This is a genomic window from Ensifer sp. Root423, from assembly GCF_001426275.1.
GTDB lineage: Bacteria > Pseudomonadota > Alphaproteobacteria > Rhizobiales > Rhizobiaceae > Ensifer > Ensifer adhaerens.
The window spans coordinates 114,669-132,670 of the sequence record NZ_LMEG01000045.1; the positions used below are offsets into that span (position 1 = coordinate 114,669).

Consider the following 18,002-nt stretch of genomic DNA (forward strand, 5'->3'; position numbering starts at 1 on the left):
GCAATTCCAGTTTATTTGTGCCAGCCGCTCTTCCAGCCGGCTATGAGCTTCGGTGCGCTGGACTTCAGGGCCTCGCCCCGGCCGGAGAGGCTGGGATTGGTCATGAAATAGTGCTGTGCGTTGAAAGGCTCGGCATCCTTGCCGACTTCCATCCGGCGAGAGGTGCCATCGGGAAGAATTTCGTAGCTCTGCTGGTTGTCGATGAGATTACCCAGCATGATCTGCGACAGAACCTGTTCGTGCACAGTCCGGTTGATGAGAGGCACGAGCGTCTCGACCCGCCGATCCAGATTGCGCGGCATCATATCCGCCGAGCCGATATAGACAAGGGCATTCTCCGATGGAAGCCCGTGACCGTTGCCGAAGCAGAATATGCGGGAATGTTCGAGGAATCGGCCGACGATGGACTTGACACGGATATTGTCCGAGAGCCCCGGGACCTGCGGGCGCAGGCAGCAGATGCCGCGCACCACCAGGTCGATTTCGACGCCGGCACGGCTCGCCTTATAGAGCGCGTCGATGATCTCCGGATCGACGAGCGAGTTCATCTTCATCCAGATCGCCGCCGGGCGCCCGGCCTTGGCATGCTCGATTTCTTCGTCGACGTGCCTGAGAATGCGCGGGCGCAGCGTGTGCGGCGAGACGGCCAGCTTCATGCCCGCCTCCGGCTCGCCGTAGCCGGTAATGAAGTTGAAGATGTTCGCCATGTCGTGGGCGATGACCGGGTTGCAGGTGAAGAACGACAGGTCGGTGTAGATCTTCGCGGTGACCGGGTGATAGTTGCCGGTGCCGAGATGGCAATAGGTCCGAAGCTTGCCCTCTTCGCGCCGCACCACCATCGACATTTTGGCGTGGGTCTTCAGTTCGATGAAGCCGAAGACGACCTGGACGCCGGCGCGTTCGAGGTCGCGCGCCCAGCGGATATTGGCCTCCTCGTCGAAGCGGGCCTTGAGCTCGACCAGCGCCGTCACCGACTTGCCGGCGTCGGCGGCGTCGATCAGGGCGCGCACGATCGGGCTGTCGTTCGACGTGCGGTAAAGCGTCTGCTTGATGGCGACGACTTCAGGATCGCGCGCTGCCTGCAACAGGAACTGCACGACCACGTCAAAGGACTCGTAGGGGTGATGCACCACCATGTCCTTCTCGCGGATCGCCGCCAGGCAGTCGCCGGCATGCTCGCGCACGCGCTCGGGGAAACGCGGATTGTACGGCTCGAAGCGCAGATCGTCGCGTGGAGCCTTGGTGATTTCGGACAAAGTGTTGAGTGCCAGCAGTCCCGGCAGGACGGCGATCCGGTTTTCCGGGACGCCCAGTTCCTGCACGACGAACTGGCGCAGCGACGCCGGCATTTCCGAATCGGTCTCGATGCGGATCACCGAACCGCGGCGACGGCGCTTCAGCGCGGTCTCGAAAAAGCGAACGAGGTCTTCCGCCTCTTCTTCCACCTCGATATCGCTGTCGCGAATGATGCGGAAGGTACCGGAGCCTTTGACCTCATAGCCCGGAAACAGTCGGTCGATGAACTGGCTGACCATGTCTTCGAGGGTGATGTAGCGGATGACGTTCTTGACGTCGGGCAGCCGGATGAAGCGGTCGAGTGCCACCGGCAGACGCAGGAGCGCCGTCATTGGCTCGCGGCCGGTCTTGCTGACGAGCTGCAGGCCCATCGAAAAGCCGAGGTTCGGAATGAAGGGGAACGGATGCGCCGGGTCGATGGAGAGCGGTGTCAGCACTGGGAAGATCGACTGATCGAACTCGTTGGCAAGCCAGCTCCTGTCCTGCACCGAAAGCGAGGCCGGGCGAACGATCAGGATGTCTTCCTTGGCGAGATACTGCTGAAGCACGGCGAGCGAGGCCTGCTGCTCCATCTGCAGATTGTCGATTTCCTTCAGGATGTCTTCGAGCTGCTCGACCGGGGTCTTGCCGTCGGGCGAACGCATCGAGAGGCCCTGGCGCACCTGGCCTTCGAGGCCGGCGACGCGCACCATGAAGAACTCGTCGAGGTTGGCGGCCGAGATCGACAGAAAGCGAACACGCTCCAGCAGAGGATGCGCCGTGTTCAGCGTTTCCTCGAGCACGCGGCGATTGAACTGCAGCCAGGAAAATTCGCGGTTGATGAAGCGCTGCGGGCTCGTCAGCAGGTCGACGTCCTCCGCCGATGCCTGGTTTTCGTTCACCGCAGATAGCGCGTTATCCATGCTTTTCAGATCCCATTGCTCCGGCTGCACCGGCTATCTCAGTTTGACGACGGTTCTGTGACAGTCAATCGGACCGACGCTGATTTCCCAGTTCTTCGAGAACTTCGGAAGCGAGCGCGCGTGAAAGCTTCGTGCCGCGGGCCAGCGCCAGATGGTCGATGCGCTCGACGATCGTCTGCGCTGCCTCCAGCGAGCGCTCCATGCGCTGGACGATGTAGCCCACCAGCCGCTCGTCGACGAAAAGCTGGCGATCGGCAAAGAGCTTGATCAGCACCTGCGTCAGCAATTCGTCGTCCGGCTCACCGATCTCGACCACGGTCGCCGCCTTCAGGCGCGAGCGCAGATCCGGCAGCGTCACCGGCCAGGACATCGGCCAGAGCCGCGTCGTCATCAGCAGGCTGGTGCCGTGCTGGCGCACATTGTTGATGACGTGGAAAAGCGTCGTGTCGTCGAAGCCGCTGCGGTCGGCATCCTCGAAGAGAACAGGTCTTTCGGCCGCGATCAACGCGGCATCGGAGCCGGCGAGCGGGTGGATCACTTCCGCTCCTGCCCGCTCCTTCCAGATGCTGGCGAGATGCGATTTTCCCGAGCCGACCGGGCCGGCGATGATGACCACGGGCGCCGGCCAGTCCGGCCAGTGGTCGACGATGGCGATGGCCGCGCTCAGCCTGTCGGAGACGAGCAGGTCCTCACGACCCGTCGCCGGGTCGTGGCCGAAAGCCAGGGGGATTTGTTCGAATGGGCGTTTTGTCATGCTGTACTCGGGACAATCGTCGGAAATCAGGCGGCCTTGTCGCTCTTCGCCTTCTTTTCCACGGCCTTGCCGTGCCCGTGATAGAGGTCGCTATCAAGGTAGCGCTGGATGCCGAAGCGGACAAGCACGCCGATGGCGGCTGCTGCGGGCACCGCGACCAGAAGACCGACGAAACCGAACAGTGCACCGAAGGCAAGCAGCGCAAACATCAGCCAGACCGGATGCAGGCCGACGCTTTTGCCCACCAGCTTCGGCTGGAGGATATTGCCCTCCATGAACTGCCCGCTGAAGAAGACGGCAAGCACGAGGCCGATCCACAGATAGTCCGGCCAGAACTGGACCAGCGCGACGCCAACGGCGAGCACCAGGCCGACCATGGATCCGACATAGGGAATGAAACTGATCATGCCGGCGAAGAGACCGATCAGCAGACCGAAATTGAGACCGACCAGCGACAGGCCGATCCCGTAATAAAGACCAAGAATGAGGCAGAGCGAGCCCTGCCCGCGCACAAATCCGGCGATCGTCGCGTTCATGTCGCGGGCGATCTGGCGCACATCCGAGACGTAGTCGCGCGGAACCCAGCTATCGACCTTCTCGACCATCCGGTCCCAGTCGAGCAGGATATAGAAGGCGACGACAGGGGTGACGACCAGCAGCGAGATGACGTCGAGCAACGCCACGCCGGAGTTCCAGATCTGCTGGAAGAGCGTGCCGAGGAAGGCAGCACCCTGTTCGAGCAGTTTGCCGGAGCTTTGCTTCAGCGACGGCATCTGGCTCGCGAGCCAATCGGGAATCAGCCGCGTCTGCGCTTCGTTGACGAGCACCTGCAGCTTGGCGGCATAGCCGGGGATGTTCGCAATGAAATCGGCCGCCTGGCTGACGACGACAGGAATGATGACCATGAGGGCCAGCACGAAGACGACGACGAAGCCGATCAGGATCACGACCGTCGCCATCAACCGGCTCAAGCCGAACCGCTCCAGGCGGTCGGCGACCGGGTCGAGGAAATAGGCAAGCGCCATGCCGGCCAGGAACGGCAGCAGGATCGAGCTGAAAACCATGAGGAAGGCAATGAAGGCGGCAAGCACCAGTAGCCAGAAAATGACCTGGCGCTGCAATCCGGAACCGCTGACCTTGATATCCATGACACTCCTCGTGAGGCGCCGCTCGCCACTGTTGCGTATCACAACCCTGTCAAGGAGATAGGGGGCGGTGCGCGTAACGGTCAAGTCCGACCGGTGCAGTCATCCAGTTTATAGCCAAGCTGACTGGCTTGCGCCGTGGGATATGGGCAAAATGGTGAAAAAACGCCGCCAAGGCGTGCTCTCGGCTTGCACTCCCTTGCCTGCCGTGCCAATCGCATCCGCAAAATACCTGTCGCACGACGAGCCTTGGAGAACGAGCATGAGCCAGTCGGGAAAGAACGGTCTCACCTATAGCGACGCGGGCGTTGATATCGACGCCGGGAACCTGATGGTCGAGAAGATCAAGCCGCATGTGCGCTCGACCCGGCGGCCCGGCGCCGACGGCGAAATCGGCGGCTTCGGCGGTCTCTTCGATCTCAAGGCCGCGGGCTTCACCGACCCGGTTCTGGTGGCCGCCAACGACGGCGTCGGCACCAAGCTGAAGATCGCCATCGACGCCAACAAGCACGACACCGTCGGCATCGACCTCGTCGCCATGTGCGTCAACGACCTCGTCGTCCAGGGCGCCGAACCGCTCTTCTTCCTCGACTATTTCGCGACCGGAAAGCTTGACCCGGACCAGGGTGCCGCGATCGTCGCCGGCATCGCTGCAGGCTGCCGCGAATCCGGTTGCGCGCTGATCGGCGGCGAGACCGCCGAAATGCCCGGCATGTATTCGGGCGGCGACTACGATCTCGCGGGCTTTGCCGTCGGCGCTGCCGAACGCGGTCAGTTGCTGCCGGCCGGTGACATCTCCGAAGGCGACGTCATCCTCGGCCTCGCCTCCTCCGGCGTGCATTCCAACGGCTATTCGCTGGTGCGCAAGATCGTCACGCTCTCGGGCCTTGCCTGGGATGCTCCTGCTCCGTTCGGCGAAGGTACGCTTGCCGATCTCCTGATGACGCCGACGCGCATCTATGTGAAGCCGCTCCTGAAGGCGATCCGCGAGACCGGTTCGATCAAGGCGCTCGCCCACATCACCGGCGGCGGTTTCCCTGAGAACATTCCGCGCGTGCTGCCAAAGCACCTCGCTGCCGAGATCGACCTCGACGCGATCAAGGCGCCGAAGGTGTTCTCGTGGCTCGCCCAGACCGGCGGCGTTGCCGCCAATGAAATGTTGCGCACCTTCAACTGCGGCGTCGGCATGATCGCCGTCGTTCCGGCCGACAAGGCCGCAGAGGTTTCCGCCGTGCTCACCGGCGAAGGCGAAACCGTCTTTACGCTGGGCCGCATGGTCGCCCGCGACGAAGGTGCAGCCGGCACGATCTACAAGGGCAACCTGGCCCTATGACGACGGAAGTCTCGACGGGCAAGAAGCGGGTCGTCGTCTTCATCTCTGGTGGCGGCTCCAACATGCTGGCGCTCGCAAAGGCAACGGCCGAGCCGGATTTCCCGGCCGAGATCGTCGCCGTCATCGCCGACAAGGCGGATGCCGGCGGCCTCGCCAAAGCCGAGGCGCTTGGCATCCCCACGCGCGCTTTCCTGCGCAAGGACTACGACAGCAAGGACGCCCACGAAGCGGCAATCCTTGCCGAGCTCGACCGGCTGTCGCCGGACATCATCTGCCTCGCCGGCTATATGCGTCTGCTGTCGGCGACGTTCATCCAGCGCCACGAGGGACGTATCCTCAACATCCATCCGTCCTTGCTGCCGCTTTTCCCCGGCCTGCACACCCATCAGCGGGCTATCGACGCCGGCATGAAGGTCGCCGGTTGCACCGTGCACTTCGTCACCGAAGGCATGGACGAAGGCCCGATCCTGGCGCAGGCGGTGGTTCCAGTCGTGCCCGGCGACACGTCCGACAGCCTTGCTGCCCGAGTGCTGACCGTCGAGCACCGCACCTATCCGATGGCGCTTCGGCTGATGGCCGAGGGCAAGATACGCATGGAAGGCGGTCGCGCTGTGAGCAAGAGCCTTGGCGAGGCGACGGGTACGCTGATTTCGCCGGCTGCGTAATCACGCCGGGTTGCTTTGTCCCGACCACAGCGCATCACACGCGGTTAACGCCAGAATACCCCCTCTGCCCTGCCCGGCATCTCCCCCGCAAGGGGGGAGATCAGCAGATGGCGACCGCTCGGCGGTCATTGCCCGTTCGCCGGTGGCAACTCTATCTGGCGCAGAAGGATACCCCCATCGTCAACATCGAGCCGGCGGGCAATCTCGTTCAGTTGTAGCGGGTGGGCGCGTCTAGCCGATCTCCCCTTTGTGGGGGGAGATCCCCGGCGGGGCAGAGGGGGGTAAGCCTCACGCCCCCACACACCGACCGTTCACTTCGCCGAAGCCAGCCGGCGATCGAGGGCGTCGAGCACGCGCCGTGTCAGCGCCGGATAATCCTCGTCGAAGTGGTGGCCGCCGTCGATGCCGATGACGTCGACGCCGGTGCCCTTCAGTTGCGGGCAGGCATCATCCTCTTCGTCGGTGCCGTAGATGCATTGCACCAACGCCGGGTCGATGCGCTTGATATCGTCGAGCGGATCACCACCCTTGCCGTCGCCAGAAGCCCCTAGCCAACCCAGCACAGAGACCTTGTAATCGACCATGTGCGAGAGGGCCATCAAGGTCACCTGGCGAACATGGGCCTTTTCGCCGGCCGGCAGCAGGTTGAAGGTTCGCGGCAGGACGTCTGCACCGAAGGAATAGCCGATGAGGAGCACATTTCGCACGTTCCAGTGCTTGCGGTAGTAGCTCATCACCTTGGCAAGGTCGTCCGCCGTCACCTGCGGATCGCGCTCGGACCAGAAGTAGTGCAGGGAATCGAAGCCGACGACCGGTACGCCCTGCTGCTGCAGCACGTCGCCGACTTCCTTGTCGATGTCGCGCCAGCCACCGTCGCCTGAATAGATCACCGCCATCGTGTCACGGGTCGGCTTTGCGTCAAGGATGGTCAGGGGCAAGCCGAACGGATTGCCGGCGTCGCGCTCGCTGTCGATGATATCGGTGAGGTGATCGGACAGCGTCGTATAGGCGTCGTCGTCACTGTCCTCTTGCTCGACGTCCGGATGCTTGGCGATCAATGCCGCCACATGGGAGCGCCCGTCGGCCGATGCCGCGGGTGAAAAGACGACGGAAACCGGATCCGGCAATGCCCCGTCGGTCAGGCCATAGACCATGCGGTCGCCCTTCTTCACCTTTTCGGCCGGGGTGCAGAGTTGCTTTTCAAGCGCGATCCCCTCTTCCGGATCAATCGCAAGTGTTTGGCCGATGGTGGCAGGCGGTGTCTGGGCAGCGATGGCGAGTGCCAGCGCACCACCGGCACCGACGCCTGCGACGACGGGCAATTGGTAAGCGTCGGTGCCGACGGCACGCTGCACCTGCTGGCTCAGCGATTCGATGTCGGAGACCATGTAGATGCAGTCGCCATCATCCTTGGCGAGCGAAGCGAGATAGGCCTTGAGGTCGATGCCGACAACGACTGTCTTGTCATCGGTGAGCGTGTCGGCGATCGCCTGCTCCTTGTCCGTCCAGCCGGCGGCGTCCGACAGCAGCACAACAAGTGCGGCCGCCTTTTCCTTCGGCAGCATGATGCGCGGCGACGGGATCATCCCGGTATCGTAGCTCTTCGGCGCGTCTTCCGCGAGAGCGGGGAACATCGATGCGGAGAGCAGCAGCGCCGCCAAAGTCAGGCATTTCCAGGCGTTCGCGACAGGGATCATTTCTTTACCACTCCCTTGAGACCGCCGCCGATCAGGAATGTCGCATCCATCAGGGCGAGGATCGGATTGATGCCGCCACTGGCGACAAGATAGCGCGGTTGCCACTGCGGATGAAACTTCGACTTGAAGGCGCGCAAGCCCTTGAAGTTGTAGAAACGTTCGCCGTGTTCGAAGAAGGTGCGCCCGGCCCGGTCCCAGACCGGCGCGATCTGGCGCGTGGACATGCCCGACAGGGGCGCCATGCCAAGGTTGAAGGTACGGTACCCCTCGGCCTTCAGATACTCCATCACCTGGGCGAAGAGAAAATCCATCGCGCCCTTCGGCGCATCCGGCGAAAAGCGCATGAGGTCAACGGTCCCCTCCTCCTTGGTCGCCGTCACCAGAATATTGGCAAATGCGACCGTACGCCCACCACAGGTGAGGATCGCCACCGGCTGCTCGCGAAGATACTCGGGATCGAAGGCACCGAGCGAGAAGCCTTTCTCCTTGGCATTGTGATGCGCGAGCCAGGCATCGGAGACCGCGGTCAGGTCAGGCATGACGTCCGGAACGTTTTCGGGCGCTACGACACGGAACTCGAGCCCGTCGCGCTGGGCGCGGCTCACCTGCTGGCGCAGGTTCGCCCATTTGCCCCCCTTCAGCTCGAAGCGGGCGAGGTCGACGCGCGCGAGTTCGCCGAGCCGGAAGGCGCGCAGCCCGGCATCGGCATAGTATGCAAGCCCCAGGGGCGAGACCTGGTAGAAAACCGCCCGGCAGCCGGCCGCGCGCGCCTTTTCGATGAAGTGCCAGATCAGCTCCGGCCAGGCATCGATCGGGCCGACGGGATCGAAAAGCGCGATCCAGGAACGAGCACGCTGGCCATACATGATGAAGGCTCGGCCGTCGGCGGAAAACAACAGGCTCTTGTCGCCCATGCGCACCAGATTGGCATCGGACATGTCCTGCGCCTCGACGATCGAGAGCGCCCGCTCCATCGCGTCGTCGGAGGCAGGCTCGGCGGCTCCGGTTGCCGGGCGCATCAGGCTCCAGATCGCAAGCATGCTCGCGCCGATCGTTACGCCGAGAAGCGCGCGCAGGCCGCGGGGGGCTTCGGCGGAGAATTCGAACTGCCACCAGAGCTCATGGCTGTATTCGACATCGCGATAGACGAAGAGCAGCACGACCAGCGCGCCCAGGCAGATGACCCCGAGCGCCGTCAGCCACGGCACCGTCAGCGCCTGCCCGAACAGCGAGGCCGGCCGCACGAACAGGCGGCGGCTGACGATGAGCCCCACCAGGAAGAAGGCCAGCATGCCCGCTTCCACCACGGCGATCGCCTTGATCAGCGACAGCAGCAGCGCGGCGATCCCGATCACGATCGAGGCCCACCAGGCGCCGTCAAGCCTCAGCGCCAGTCCGCGCGAGACGACCACGAGGGCAAGGCCGAGCAGGCTGGCGAGGAAGTGTGCGCCCTCAACGATCGGCAAGGGCAGCAGTCCTTCGAGGAATGCCAGGTTCTCGTCGGGCGTCGGGGTCACGCTGGAAAGAACCAGCATGATCGCCAGCACGATGCCGAGCGTTGCCAAAAGCAGCGGCGTCATGCGGCCGCCGATGCGCCGCACGCTGGAGGCAACCGGATGACCGGACAGCTGGCGGAGTTCGATGCCGATGACGACGGCGATCGCGATCACGAGCGGCAGAACGTGATAGATCACGCGGTAGAGCACCAGCGCGCCAAGAATGGTGTCGACATCGGCATTGTGGCCGAGCGTCGCGATGATGATCGTCTCGAAGACGCCAAGACCGGCCGGCACATGGCTCAAGACGCCAACGCCGACGGCCAGCGAATAGACCGCAAGGAAGGCCGGCCAGCCGATCGTGCCGGCGGGTAGAAGAACATAGAGAACGGTCGCCGAGGCGGCGAGATCGAGCGCCGTCACCAGGAACTGGCGCGAAACGGTGCGCGAATCCGGGAGCCGAAGCGTCAGACGCCCGATGCTGACCTCGCGCCCGTCACGGGCAAGAAAGAACACTGTGAACAGACCGCCGAGGATCACGGCCGCGATTACGCGCAATACCAGAGGATCCATCCCGGTCATCGGCGCCACATACTCGCCGACGGCAAGCAGGCTGAGGCAAGTCACCGCCAGCAGCCCGAGCCCGAAGGCGAGCGTCACGAAGGCGATGATGCGGGCGATGTTCTCAGGCTCGATGCCGAGGCGCGAATAGGAGCGGTAGCGGATGGCGCCGCCACTGAGCGCCCCGAACCCCGCAGTATTGCCGACCGCGTAGGCCGAGGCCGCCGTCAGCGCCACGTCGGCATAGGGCAGCTTTCGCTTGACGTAATCAAGAGCGCTGACGTCATAGAAGGTGAGCGCGAGGAAACTCAATGCGGTGAAGAACACCGCCGCCGCGACGGAGATCCAACTGGTATCCGCCAATGCCTGGACGACCTCGTCGTACTGGACTTCGGACGTCAGGTGAAAGATCGCAAAGCCGAAAAGTGCGATTACGAAGAGCGTACCGGCAGCCGATAGATAACGGCGATTGCGACGCAGGAAGGAGAACCAGCCTCCCTCCGCCTGCTGCTCGTCGTCGGTTGCACGTTCCGGTAGGGAGGATGTCATGAAGCGCCCATGTCGATAATGAGGACATCAGCGCTTTAGCTTACCCGATACGGATCAAAAAGTGAAATATCGGTAATAAATTATACTCTTATAAAACAATCCCTTAGGCAAACAGTTGCTGCCGGTTGAGTTGGGCCCACTGCAGCAGCATGATCGTCTTGGCATCGCAGATCTCTCCGGTCGCGATCATTGCGACGGCTTCGTCGAAGGGGATTTCCAGCACTTCGATGTCCTCGCCCTCATGCGCAAGCCCGCCGCCGTCGCCGCGTTTTTCGGTGGCGTCGATGTGGCCGACAAAGAAGCTCGTGCGCTCGGTCAGCGCCCCCGGGCTCATATAGACATCGAAGAGGTGGATAACGTCCTGGACGTGGTAGCCGGTCTCCTCCAGCGCCTCGCGGCAGATCGCCTCTTCCGGAGTGTCGCCGTCGAGGAGCCCGGCGGCCGCCTCGATCAGATAAGCCGGGTCGCCCTGGAGCAGAACGGGAACGCGAAGCTGCCGCACCAGGATGACGCTCTGGCGCCTGGCATCGACGAGCAGGATGGTCGCCGCATTGCCATGGTCGTGGATCTCCCGCTTCAGCGTCACGGTCGCGCCATCGGACATCTGCTGTTCGAACGTCACCTCTTCCAGGTGCGCAAAGCCCTTCCACAGCGTGCGGCGGCCGACGATCCTGACGCGTGGGTCATGCTGGGTGCTCATGCAACTTCCTTCTCCGGCGAGTGCAATCCCGCCCTTTCAGCCATCAGTGGATATGTTCCGCTGCCGCGCGATCTTCCCGCTCCATCTGCAGCGTCGTGTGGTGCAGGTCGAACGTCGCGCGCAACTGCTCCTCGATTGCGCGGCGCACGGTCTCGGCATCGGCACCGTCGGCAAGTACCGCATGGGCGGTCAGCGACGGCTGGCTCTGGGTGATCGCCCAGAGGTGCAGGTCATGCACGGAGGCAACACCGGGAACGGCGGCAATCGTCGCGTGGACATCGGCGAGGCGCATGCCCGGCGGCACGCCTTCGAGCAGGATGTTGACGCACTCCTTCAGCAGCACCCAGGTGCGCGGAAAGACCATGAAGCCGATGCCGACAGCGAGCAGCGAATCCACCCACTGCCAGCCGGTCAGCCAGATGACCACCGCGCCGACGATGACGGCGAGCGAGCCCAGCATGTCCGACCAGACTTCGAGATAGGCGCCCTTGACGTTGAGGCTTTCGTCCTTGTGGCTGGTGAGCAGCCGCATCGAGGCGAGATTGACGAGAAGGCCGACGACGGCAATCACCAGCATGCTGCCGGACTGGATCTCCTGCGGCTCGGACAGCCGCTTCCAGGCCTCATAGAGGATGTAGAAGGCGACACCGAGCAGGAGCAGCGCGTTGAAGGCGGCAGCCAGGATCTCGAAGCGGGCGTAGCCATAGGTGCGCAAGAGGTCTGACGGGCGACGGCCGACATGGATCGCGACGAGCGCGATCGCAAGGGCCGCTGTGTCGGTCAGCATGTGCATGGCGTCGGATATCAGCGCCAGGCTGCCGGTCAGGATGCCGCCGACGACTTCGGCCAGCATGAAGCCGCCGGTCAGGCCAAGCGAGGCCCAGAGCCTTGAAACCGGCGTGCTCGTGACATCTGCATGGTGGTGGTCGCCGCTCATGGGAGGTTCCGTCTGCCGTTCTACAACCTGACTTAGCGCGCCAACCTTACCCAGACCCTGTTGTCGTGAAAGGCGGCACCACCATACGGCGCCACCGCATCGGCGCCGGTGAGCACATTGATGCCCTCCCCGTCGAGATGCGCGCCATTCGGCCACAGGCCCTCGGCGATGACGACGCCGCGACGGGCGCCGCCACCGATCTTCGCATGCAGACGCACCTCGCCGCGGACGTTGCCGAGTTGGACGACATCGCCATCGGCAATGCCGAGTTCTGCGGCATCTTCCGCATGAACCATCACTTCCGGGCGCACTTCCTTCTGGGTCGAGGACGGTGTCTCAGCAAAGGTCGAATTCAGGAAGGATCGAGCCGGAGAGGTCGCCAGCCGGAACGGGTGCTCGGCGTCGGCAACCTCGATGAGGTCGACATGATCAGGAAACTCCGGCAGCGCCTGGTGCGGCCCCTGAATGCCCATCGACTTCGGCGGCCGGTTCGGCGCCGGCGTCCCCGTCCAATCCGCCTTGAAGCGGAACTTGCCGTCCGGGTGGCCAAAGCCGTTGAGATAGTGCGCCTCCTCGAAGGCGGGCTGACAGTCGAGCCACTTCTCCCGTTTCATCTCTTCGTAGCCGATTCCGTAGTTGGCGAGCAGCCGATCAATGTGCTCAGGCTCGGTCAGGCCGAAGCCGGCATGATCGGCAACGCCAAGGCGCTTGGCCAGTTCCTCGATGACGAACAGATTGGTGCGCACGGTCGAGGGTGGTTCTACCACCTTAGGGCCTATCAGGATGTGCTGATGGCCGCCGCCGCGATAGAGATCGTCATGCTCCAGGAACATGGTGGCCGGAAGCACGATATCGGCAACAGCAGCCGTATCGGTCATGAACTGCTCGTGCACGGCAACAAAGAGGTCGTCGCGCAGGAAGCCGCGCTTCACCAGCCGCTGCTCCGGCGCGACGTTCACGGGATTGGTGTTCTGGATCAGCATCGCCGTCACCGGCCCGCGGTGGCGCAGCGCCTCGGCGTCGCCGGTCAGCACCCGGCCGATCTGCGACTGGTCGAGCATGCGCACATCCGGATCGTGAAAGGCCGAGCCGATCAACTCGCGCTTGTCGAGCTTGAAGATATCGTTGTTGGAGTGGAAGGCACCGCCGCCTTCGTGTTTCCAGGAACCGAGCACGGTCGCCACGGATGCCGCCGCGTGGATGGCGACGGCACCGTTGCGCTGGCGCGTGAAACCGTAGCCGAGCCGGAAATAGGTCCGCGGCGTCGTGCCGACCAATTTTGCAAAGGCCTCGATTTCCTCGGCCGAAAGGCCGGTGATCGCCGACGCCCACTCCGGCCCGCGCGACTTCAGATGCGCTTCAAGGCCGGCCGGATCGTCGGAGAACTTCGCCATGTAGGCCCGGTCGGCGTAGCCGTCGCGAAACGCGATGTGCATCACGGCGCAGGCAAGTGCTGCGTCGGTGCCCGGCTTCAGCACCAGGCCCATGTCCGCTTGCTTGACCGTCGGGTTGTCGTAGATGTCGATGACGACGATCTTCGCGCCGCGATCCTTGCGGGCTTTCACCGCATGGGTCATCACGTTGACCTGGGTCGCAACCGCATTCGTGCCCCAGATCACCACGCAATCGGCCTTGGCCATTTCGCGCGGGTCGGGGCCGCGCAAGGCGCCGGTCGCCATGCTCAAGCCGGTCCAGGCCATGTTCGTGCAGATCGAGCCGAAGAAGCCGGAATAGCGCTTGGCGTGACGCAGCCGGTCGATCGAGTCGCGCTGCACCTGGCCCATGGTGCCCGCGTAGAAGTATGGCCACACGGTCTCGGCGCCATATTTCTGCTCGGCGCGAATGAACAGATCGGCGATCTCGTCGAGCGCGGCCTCCCAGCTCACCTCCTGCCAGCCGCCCTCGCCCTTGGCGCCCTTGCGGCGCTTCGGCACCATCAGACGGTCGGGATGATAGATGCGCTCGGAATACCGCGCCACCTTGGCGCAGATCACGCCGGCGGTGTAGGTATTGGCGGCTGCACCGCGCACACGGCCGATCCGCCCTTCGGCGGTCAGGTCGACTTCCAGGGCGCAGGCCGAGGGACAGTCGTGCGGACAGACCGAGTGGCCGATGGTTTTTTCTGCTTTGATGGGGGTCGCAACGTTCATGGCTTTTCTATATGGCATCGGCATTTCGGCTCAAAGAGCCAATCGCCCACCCATCGCAACTATTGATCACAGCCATCGGCGGCGCTCATGAACTATCGGCACATCTATCACGCAGGCAATTTTGCCGACGTCCTGAAGCACGCAGTGCTGGCACGGCTCGTCACCTACCTCCAGCAGAAGGAGAAGGCGTTCCGTGTTCTCGATACCCATGCGGGCATCGGGCTCTACGACCTCTCCAGCGAGGAAGCGCAGAAGACCGGCGAATGGCGCGACGGCGTCGGCCGGCTGCTCGAGGGCGAACTGCCGCCGGAGATCGCGGTGATCCTCGCCCCGTACCTGTCCTCCATCCGCGCGCTGAACCCCGGCTCCGAGCTGACGCTCTACCCTGGCTCGCCGAAGCTCGCGCGCATGCTCTTCCGACCCCAGGACCGGCTTTCGGCGATGGAGCTGCATCCGGACGACTACGAAACGCTGCACCGGCTGTTCGACGCCGATTTCCAGAGCCGCGTCACCGAGCTCGACGGCTGGCTGGCGCTGGGCGCGCACCTGCCGCCGAAGGAAAAGCGCGGATTGATTCTCGTCGACCCACCCTTCGAAAAGGAGGGCGAATACGAACGGCTGGTGGATGGCCTTGCGCGCGGCTACCGCCGCTTTACCGGCGGCGTCTATTGCCTGTGGTATCCCCTGAAGCAGGGCGCGCCGATCAAAGCGTTTCATGAGGCGCTGAAGGCGCTGGACATCCCGAAGATGCTCTGCGCCGAACTGTCCGTCAGAAGCGACCGGGAAACCACAGGGCTTTCCGGTTCCGGCCTCATCATCGTAAACCCGCCCTTCACGCTGAAGAGCGAGCTCGACCTGCTGCTGCCGTTCCTGAAAAGCCGGTTGGGGCAGGATCGTTTCGCGTCCAGTCGCTGCTTCTGGCTGCGCGGGGAAGAACAGACAACCCGAGGGGCTTGACGGACGGGCGCGACGCACCGCAATCTCATGCGACGACATAGGGAGACGCCCATGACTCGCACGCTCGCCGCCACGCTTCTCATTTCGCTTTCCCTCGCCGGCGCTACGGCGCCGGGCGCCATTGCCGCCGACTACATCGGCAGCAGCCAGGCGCAATCCTACAACGCCGGGGTCTGCAGTGAATCCTCGGTTCTCGGCTTCATCACATCCCGTTTCGAGTATCGGGATGCAAACTACCTGCACGCCAATCTCTCGATCGCCGAGATCCGCGACATGGGGCAGAATCGGCAGGAGTTCCGCGACGAGACGCATCTCGTCGAGCGTGAATATTGCTACGGGACCGCTGTGATGACCAACGGCGAACAGCGTGCGCTCTATTACCTCATCGAACGCCCGTGGGGCTTTGCCGGCGTCGGCAGAAGCATCGAGTTCTGCGTCGGCGGCCTCGATCCCTGGTATGTCTACGGCGCCTATTGCGCCTCGCTCCGTTAATCATGAGATCATTCCGGAAAACGCGCCGGCTTCTGCCGGCGCTTTTCGTTGCAGCAGCCCTCGTTGGCTGCAGCGATCAGAACACTGAAAAGGCGCCGACGGCGACGGGAACGCAAGCCACGAAGGCGGCCGTTACGGTGCCGGTCGGCAGCGGCTTCGATTTCTATGTGCTCTCGCTTTCCTGGTCGCCGACCTGGTGCGGCGACAATGACCCCAAGGGAAAATCCAGCCAGTGCGAAGTCGGCGGCAATCGCGGCCTGATCGTGCATGGCCTGTGGCCGCAGAACGAACGGGGTTATCCGGACTTCTGCCCGACACGACAGTCCGATCGCGTGCCGTCGTCGCTCGGCAAGCAATATCTCGACCTCATTCCATCGATGGGCCTGATCGGCCACCAATGGCGCAAGCACGGGACCTGCTCCGGCCTCAGTCAGGAGGAATACTTCGCCGTCACGCGCGCGGCCTGGGACCGGCTGACGCTGCCATTGGAGCTCGCACCTCCCCCGCAAGAAAAGGGCCTGCGCGTCGCCGCCATCGAAGATGCGCTCGTTGCCAAGAATCCCGGCATGACGAAGGACGCGGTCGCCGTGACCTGCGAGGGTAGTCGGCTCGAGGAAATCCGGATCTGCTTCGACAAGTCGCTCAATTTCCGCGCCTGCCCGGCGGTCGATCGCCAGGCCTGCCGAAAGGAAAGCGTGTCGCTGCCCCCGGCGCTTTGACCAGCCGCAGAAGGCACCTGTCAGAAACCCATCTCGCAATCCCTGGAAGGAAAGACGCCCGATGAAGATCTTGTACTCGCCCGCCTCGCCCTATTCGAACAAGGTGCGCATGGCGGCGCATTATGCGGGCTATGCGGCCGAAAGTGTCTTGACCGACACCAATGCCAACCCGCCGGAGCTGATCGACAACAATCCGCTCGGCAAGATCCCGACGCTGATTCTCGACGACGGACGGGCGCTCTACGACAGCCGTACCATCATGCATTTCATCGACCGGGAGACCAAGGGCAAGCTCTATCCCAGGAACGCCGAAAAGCGCACCGACGTCGAGTTGCTGGAAGCGCTATGCGACGGCGTCTGTGACAGCCTGCTGTCGATCGTCTACGAGAAACGCTCCCATCCGCCGGAAAAGGTGCACCAGCCCTGGATCGACCGGCAATGGGAAAAGGTCGAGCGCAGCCTCGACCATCTGAATGCCAACCTGCCGAAGACCGGGGCCAAGCTCAATGCAGGCCATTTCGCACTCGCGGCGATGCTGCGCTACATCGAGCTGCGGTTTGCCGGCGAATGGCAGAAGGGGCGCGCCAAGCTGAAGAACTGGCCGGCGAAGTTCGAAAAACACTTCCCGGATTACCCCAAGTTCAAGGCCTAACGTGCAGACACAAAAAAGGCCGGGTCTCCCCGGCCTTTTCTTTGATCCGGCAGAAGCCGATCAGAACTTCACGCCCATACCGACTTTAACAGCGTGCTCGTCGTAGCCGGACGAGACCTTGGTGCTGCCCATGCGGAAGTCCTTCGAACCGTAGTCCGTGTAACGGTACTCGACGCGTGCGGTGATGTTGTCGGTGACGAAGGTTTCAGCACCGACGCCTGCGGTCCAGCCGACCATGGTGTTCTTGTCGGAAGCGCCGCCGACGGTGCCCTTGGTCTGGCCGACGGCAAGACCTGCGGTACCGTAGACGAGGACCGGGTTCAGATCGACACCGACGCGGCCGCGGAGCGAGCCGTTGACGCCCTGCTTCATGCGCAGGTTGCCCTTAGTCGAATCCTGGCCGGAGTAACCGATATCGGCTTCGCCGCCGTATACCATCTGGCCGTCCTGAACGTTGTAGCCACCATAGAGGCCGCCGCCGAAGCCGGCTGCGGTGTTGCTGCCGGTCGCATCGTGCTGGCCATGCTTCCAATCGGCGGTGCCACCGACATAGGCGCCGGACCAGTTCTTGACTGCCGGCTCGCTGTATTCGGCCTGCGGAGCTGCCGGAACTTCGTCGATCGCGTCTGCAGCCTGGGCGGCCTGGAAGGCGATGAGGGACATAGCCGAAGCCATGAGGGTGGTGGTGAGCGTACGCATAAACATTCTCCTTTTCGTCCCGATGCGCCGAGGGCTTGGGGTCCCACAGTGAAACATCAGGCAACTCTTAATTTAACCCGCCCGGTTGAGCTGAAATTGGCCAGCAAATGCGGATTCACAAGAGCCAAAATGTGAAATTTTGGTGGCACAAACGCGCCCGAAGTTTGATGTTGCTTTGGCGCCACAGGATATTTGTTAACCATAAATCAAGATTAACGAAAGCTATACTATAAGTACGCAAAATAATACAATTTACGCCAATTCCATTAATTTTTGGGCAAGGAATCGTCAGGGAGTG

The 18,002-nt window shown here is 63.1% G+C and carries 15 protein-coding genes; 6 read left to right on the forward strand and 9 right to left on the reverse strand.

Features of this window, described 5'->3' with window-relative positions:
* Positions 1 to 11: 11 nt before the first annotated feature.
* The 3 genes from ASD01_RS29195 to ASD01_RS29205 form a co-directional block, all read right to left on the reverse strand.
* Positions 12 to 2,198 carry an RNA degradosome polyphosphate kinase gene (locus tag ASD01_RS29195; RefSeq protein WP_060644856.1) on the reverse strand — a complete coding sequence of 729 codons (2,187 nt, stop codon included), beginning with the start codon at positions 2,196 to 2,198 and terminating at the stop codon, positions 12 to 14.
* Positions 2,199 to 2,262: 64 nt separating this feature from the next.
* Complete coding sequence (gene hdaA, locus ASD01_RS29200) at positions 2,263 to 2,952, reverse strand: DnaA regulatory inactivator HdaA (protein WP_034803824.1); 690 nt, start codon at positions 2,950 to 2,952, stop codon at positions 2,263 to 2,265.
* A gap of 26 nt (positions 2,953 to 2,978) precedes the next feature.
* Positions 2,979 to 4,100: an AI-2E family transporter gene (locus ASD01_RS29205; RefSeq protein WP_034803826.1), complete on the reverse strand. Its 1,122-nt coding sequence runs from the start codon at positions 4,098 to 4,100 to the stop codon at positions 2,979 to 2,981.
* Positions 4,101 to 4,359: 259 nt separating this feature from the next.
* Here ASD01_RS29205 and purM point away from each other — a divergent pair, with 259 nt between their 5' ends.
* Complete coding sequence (gene purM, locus ASD01_RS29210; protein ID WP_034803829.1) at positions 4,360 to 5,430, forward strand: phosphoribosylformylglycinamidine cyclo-ligase; 1,071 nt, start codon at positions 4,360 to 4,362, stop codon at positions 5,428 to 5,430.
* Entirely contained in the window at positions 5,427 to 6,095 is a 669-nt protein-coding gene (gene purN, locus ASD01_RS29215; RefSeq protein WP_034803831.1) for a phosphoribosylglycinamide formyltransferase, read from the forward strand. The genes purM and purN overlap by 4 nt, the downstream gene beginning before the upstream one ends.
* A 311-nt stretch (positions 6,096 to 6,406) precedes the next feature.
* Here purN and ASD01_RS29220 read toward each other — a convergent pair whose 3' ends face one another.
* The 5 genes from ASD01_RS29220 to ASD01_RS29240 all read right to left on the reverse strand — a co-directional run bounded on the left by ASD01_RS29220 (position 6,407) and on the right by ASD01_RS29240 (position 14,203).
* Entirely contained in the window at positions 6,407 to 7,729 is a 1,323-nt protein-coding gene (locus ASD01_RS29220; protein WP_234798751.1) for a virulence factor family protein, read from the reverse strand.
* A 59-nt stretch (positions 7,730 to 7,788) separates the two neighbouring features.
* Positions 7,789 to 10,398 (reverse strand): bifunctional lysylphosphatidylglycerol flippase/synthetase MprF, encoded by a 2,610-nt coding sequence (gene mprF, locus ASD01_RS29225; RefSeq protein ID WP_034803834.1) that lies wholly within the window; start codon positions 10,396 to 10,398, stop codon positions 7,789 to 7,791.
* 103 nt (positions 10,399 to 10,501) lie between these two features.
* Positions 10,502 to 11,098, reverse strand: coding sequence for an NUDIX domain-containing protein (locus tag ASD01_RS29230; RefSeq protein WP_034803837.1), 597 nt, complete (start codon positions 11,096 to 11,098; stop codon positions 10,502 to 10,504).
* A gap of 43 nt (positions 11,099 to 11,141) precedes the next feature.
* Positions 11,142 to 12,035 (reverse strand): cation diffusion facilitator family transporter, encoded by an 894-nt coding sequence (locus ASD01_RS29235; protein WP_034803839.1) that lies wholly within the window; start codon positions 12,033 to 12,035, stop codon positions 11,142 to 11,144.
* 32 nt (positions 12,036 to 12,067) lie between these two features.
* Positions 12,068 to 14,203 (reverse strand): molybdopterin-containing oxidoreductase family protein, encoded by a 2,136-nt coding sequence (locus ASD01_RS29240; protein WP_060644857.1) that lies wholly within the window; start codon positions 14,201 to 14,203, stop codon positions 12,068 to 12,070.
* Positions 14,204 to 14,272: 69 nt separating this feature from the next.
* On the opposite strand from ASD01_RS29240, the gene ASD01_RS29245 reads away from it, so the two are divergent.
* The 4 genes from ASD01_RS29245 to ASD01_RS29260 all read left to right on the forward strand — a co-directional run bounded on the left by ASD01_RS29245 (position 14,273) and on the right by ASD01_RS29260 (position 17,005).
* On the forward strand, positions 14,273 to 15,142 hold the full coding sequence (locus ASD01_RS29245) for a 23S rRNA (adenine(2030)-N(6))-methyltransferase RlmJ (protein WP_034803845.1): 870 nt from the start codon (positions 14,273 to 14,275) through the stop codon (positions 15,140 to 15,142).
* Between the two features lie 51 nt (positions 15,143 to 15,193).
* Entirely contained in the window at positions 15,194 to 15,634 is a 441-nt protein-coding gene (locus ASD01_RS29250) for a hypothetical protein (protein WP_034803848.1), read from the forward strand.
* 2 nt (positions 15,635 to 15,636) lie between these two features.
* Positions 15,637 to 16,353 (forward strand): ribonuclease T2 family protein, encoded by a 717-nt coding sequence (locus ASD01_RS29255; RefSeq protein WP_082572950.1) that lies wholly within the window; start codon positions 15,637 to 15,639, stop codon positions 16,351 to 16,353.
* Positions 16,354 to 16,414: 61 nt separating this feature from the next.
* Complete coding sequence (locus ASD01_RS29260) at positions 16,415 to 17,005, forward strand: glutathione S-transferase (RefSeq protein ID WP_034803852.1); 591 nt, start codon at positions 16,415 to 16,417, stop codon at positions 17,003 to 17,005.
* 60 nt (positions 17,006 to 17,065) lie between these two features.
* Here ASD01_RS29260 and ASD01_RS29265 read toward each other — a convergent pair whose 3' ends face one another.
* The gene (locus ASD01_RS29265; protein WP_034803854.1) at positions 17,066 to 17,704 is read right to left on the reverse strand and encodes an outer membrane protein; all 639 of its coding nucleotides are present in this window, start codon (positions 17,702 to 17,704) and stop codon (positions 17,066 to 17,068) included.
* Between the last annotated feature and the right edge of the window lie 298 nt (positions 17,705 to 18,002).

Excerpts from the sequence above, each read along its gene's own strand:
- hdaA (WP_034803824.1), bottom strand. The coding sequence starts at position 2,952 with ATGACAAAACGCCCATTCGAACAAATCCCCCTGGCTTTCGGCCACGAC.
- ASD01_RS29235 (WP_034803839.1), bottom strand. The coding sequence starts at position 12,035 with ATGAGCGGCGACCACCACCATGCAGATGTCACGAGCACGCCGGTTTCA.
- ASD01_RS29260 (WP_034803852.1), top strand. The coding sequence starts at position 16,415 with ATGAAGATCTTGTACTCGCCCGCCTCGCCCTATTCGAACAAGGTGCGC.
- ASD01_RS29195 (WP_060644856.1), bottom strand. The coding sequence starts at position 2,198 with ATGGATAACGCGCTATCTGCGGTGAACGAAAACCAGGCATCGGCGGAG.
- ASD01_RS29245 (WP_034803845.1), top strand. The coding sequence starts at position 14,273 with ATGAACTATCGGCACATCTATCACGCAGGCAATTTTGCCGACGTCCTG.
- ASD01_RS29265 (WP_034803854.1), bottom strand. The coding sequence starts at position 17,704 with ATGCGTACGCTCACCACCACCCTCATGGCTTCGGCTATGTCCCTCATC.
- mprF (WP_034803834.1), bottom strand. The coding sequence starts at position 10,398 with ATGACATCCTCCCTACCGGAACGTGCAACCGACGACGAGCAGCAGGCG.
- ASD01_RS29240 (WP_060644857.1), bottom strand. The coding sequence starts at position 14,203 with ATGCCATATAGAAAAGCCATGAACGTTGCGACCCCCATCAAAGCAGAA.
- ASD01_RS29250 (WP_034803848.1), top strand. The coding sequence starts at position 15,194 with ATGACTCGCACGCTCGCCGCCACGCTTCTCATTTCGCTTTCCCTCGCC.
- ASD01_RS29220 (WP_234798751.1), bottom strand. The coding sequence starts at position 7,729 with ATGTTCCCCGCTCTCGCGGAAGACGCGCCGAAGAGCTACGATACCGGG.
- ASD01_RS29230 (WP_034803837.1), bottom strand. The coding sequence starts at position 11,098 with ATGAGCACCCAGCATGACCCACGCGTCAGGATCGTCGGCCGCCGCACG.
- ASD01_RS29255 (WP_082572950.1), top strand. The coding sequence starts at position 15,637 with ATGAGATCATTCCGGAAAACGCGCCGGCTTCTGCCGGCGCTTTTCGTT.
- ASD01_RS29205 (WP_034803826.1), bottom strand. The coding sequence starts at position 4,100 with ATGGATATCAAGGTCAGCGGTTCCGGATTGCAGCGCCAGGTCATTTTC.
- purN (WP_034803831.1), top strand. The coding sequence starts at position 5,427 with ATGACGACGGAAGTCTCGACGGGCAAGAAGCGGGTCGTCGTCTTCATC.
- purM (WP_034803829.1), top strand. The coding sequence starts at position 4,360 with ATGAGCCAGTCGGGAAAGAACGGTCTCACCTATAGCGACGCGGGCGTT.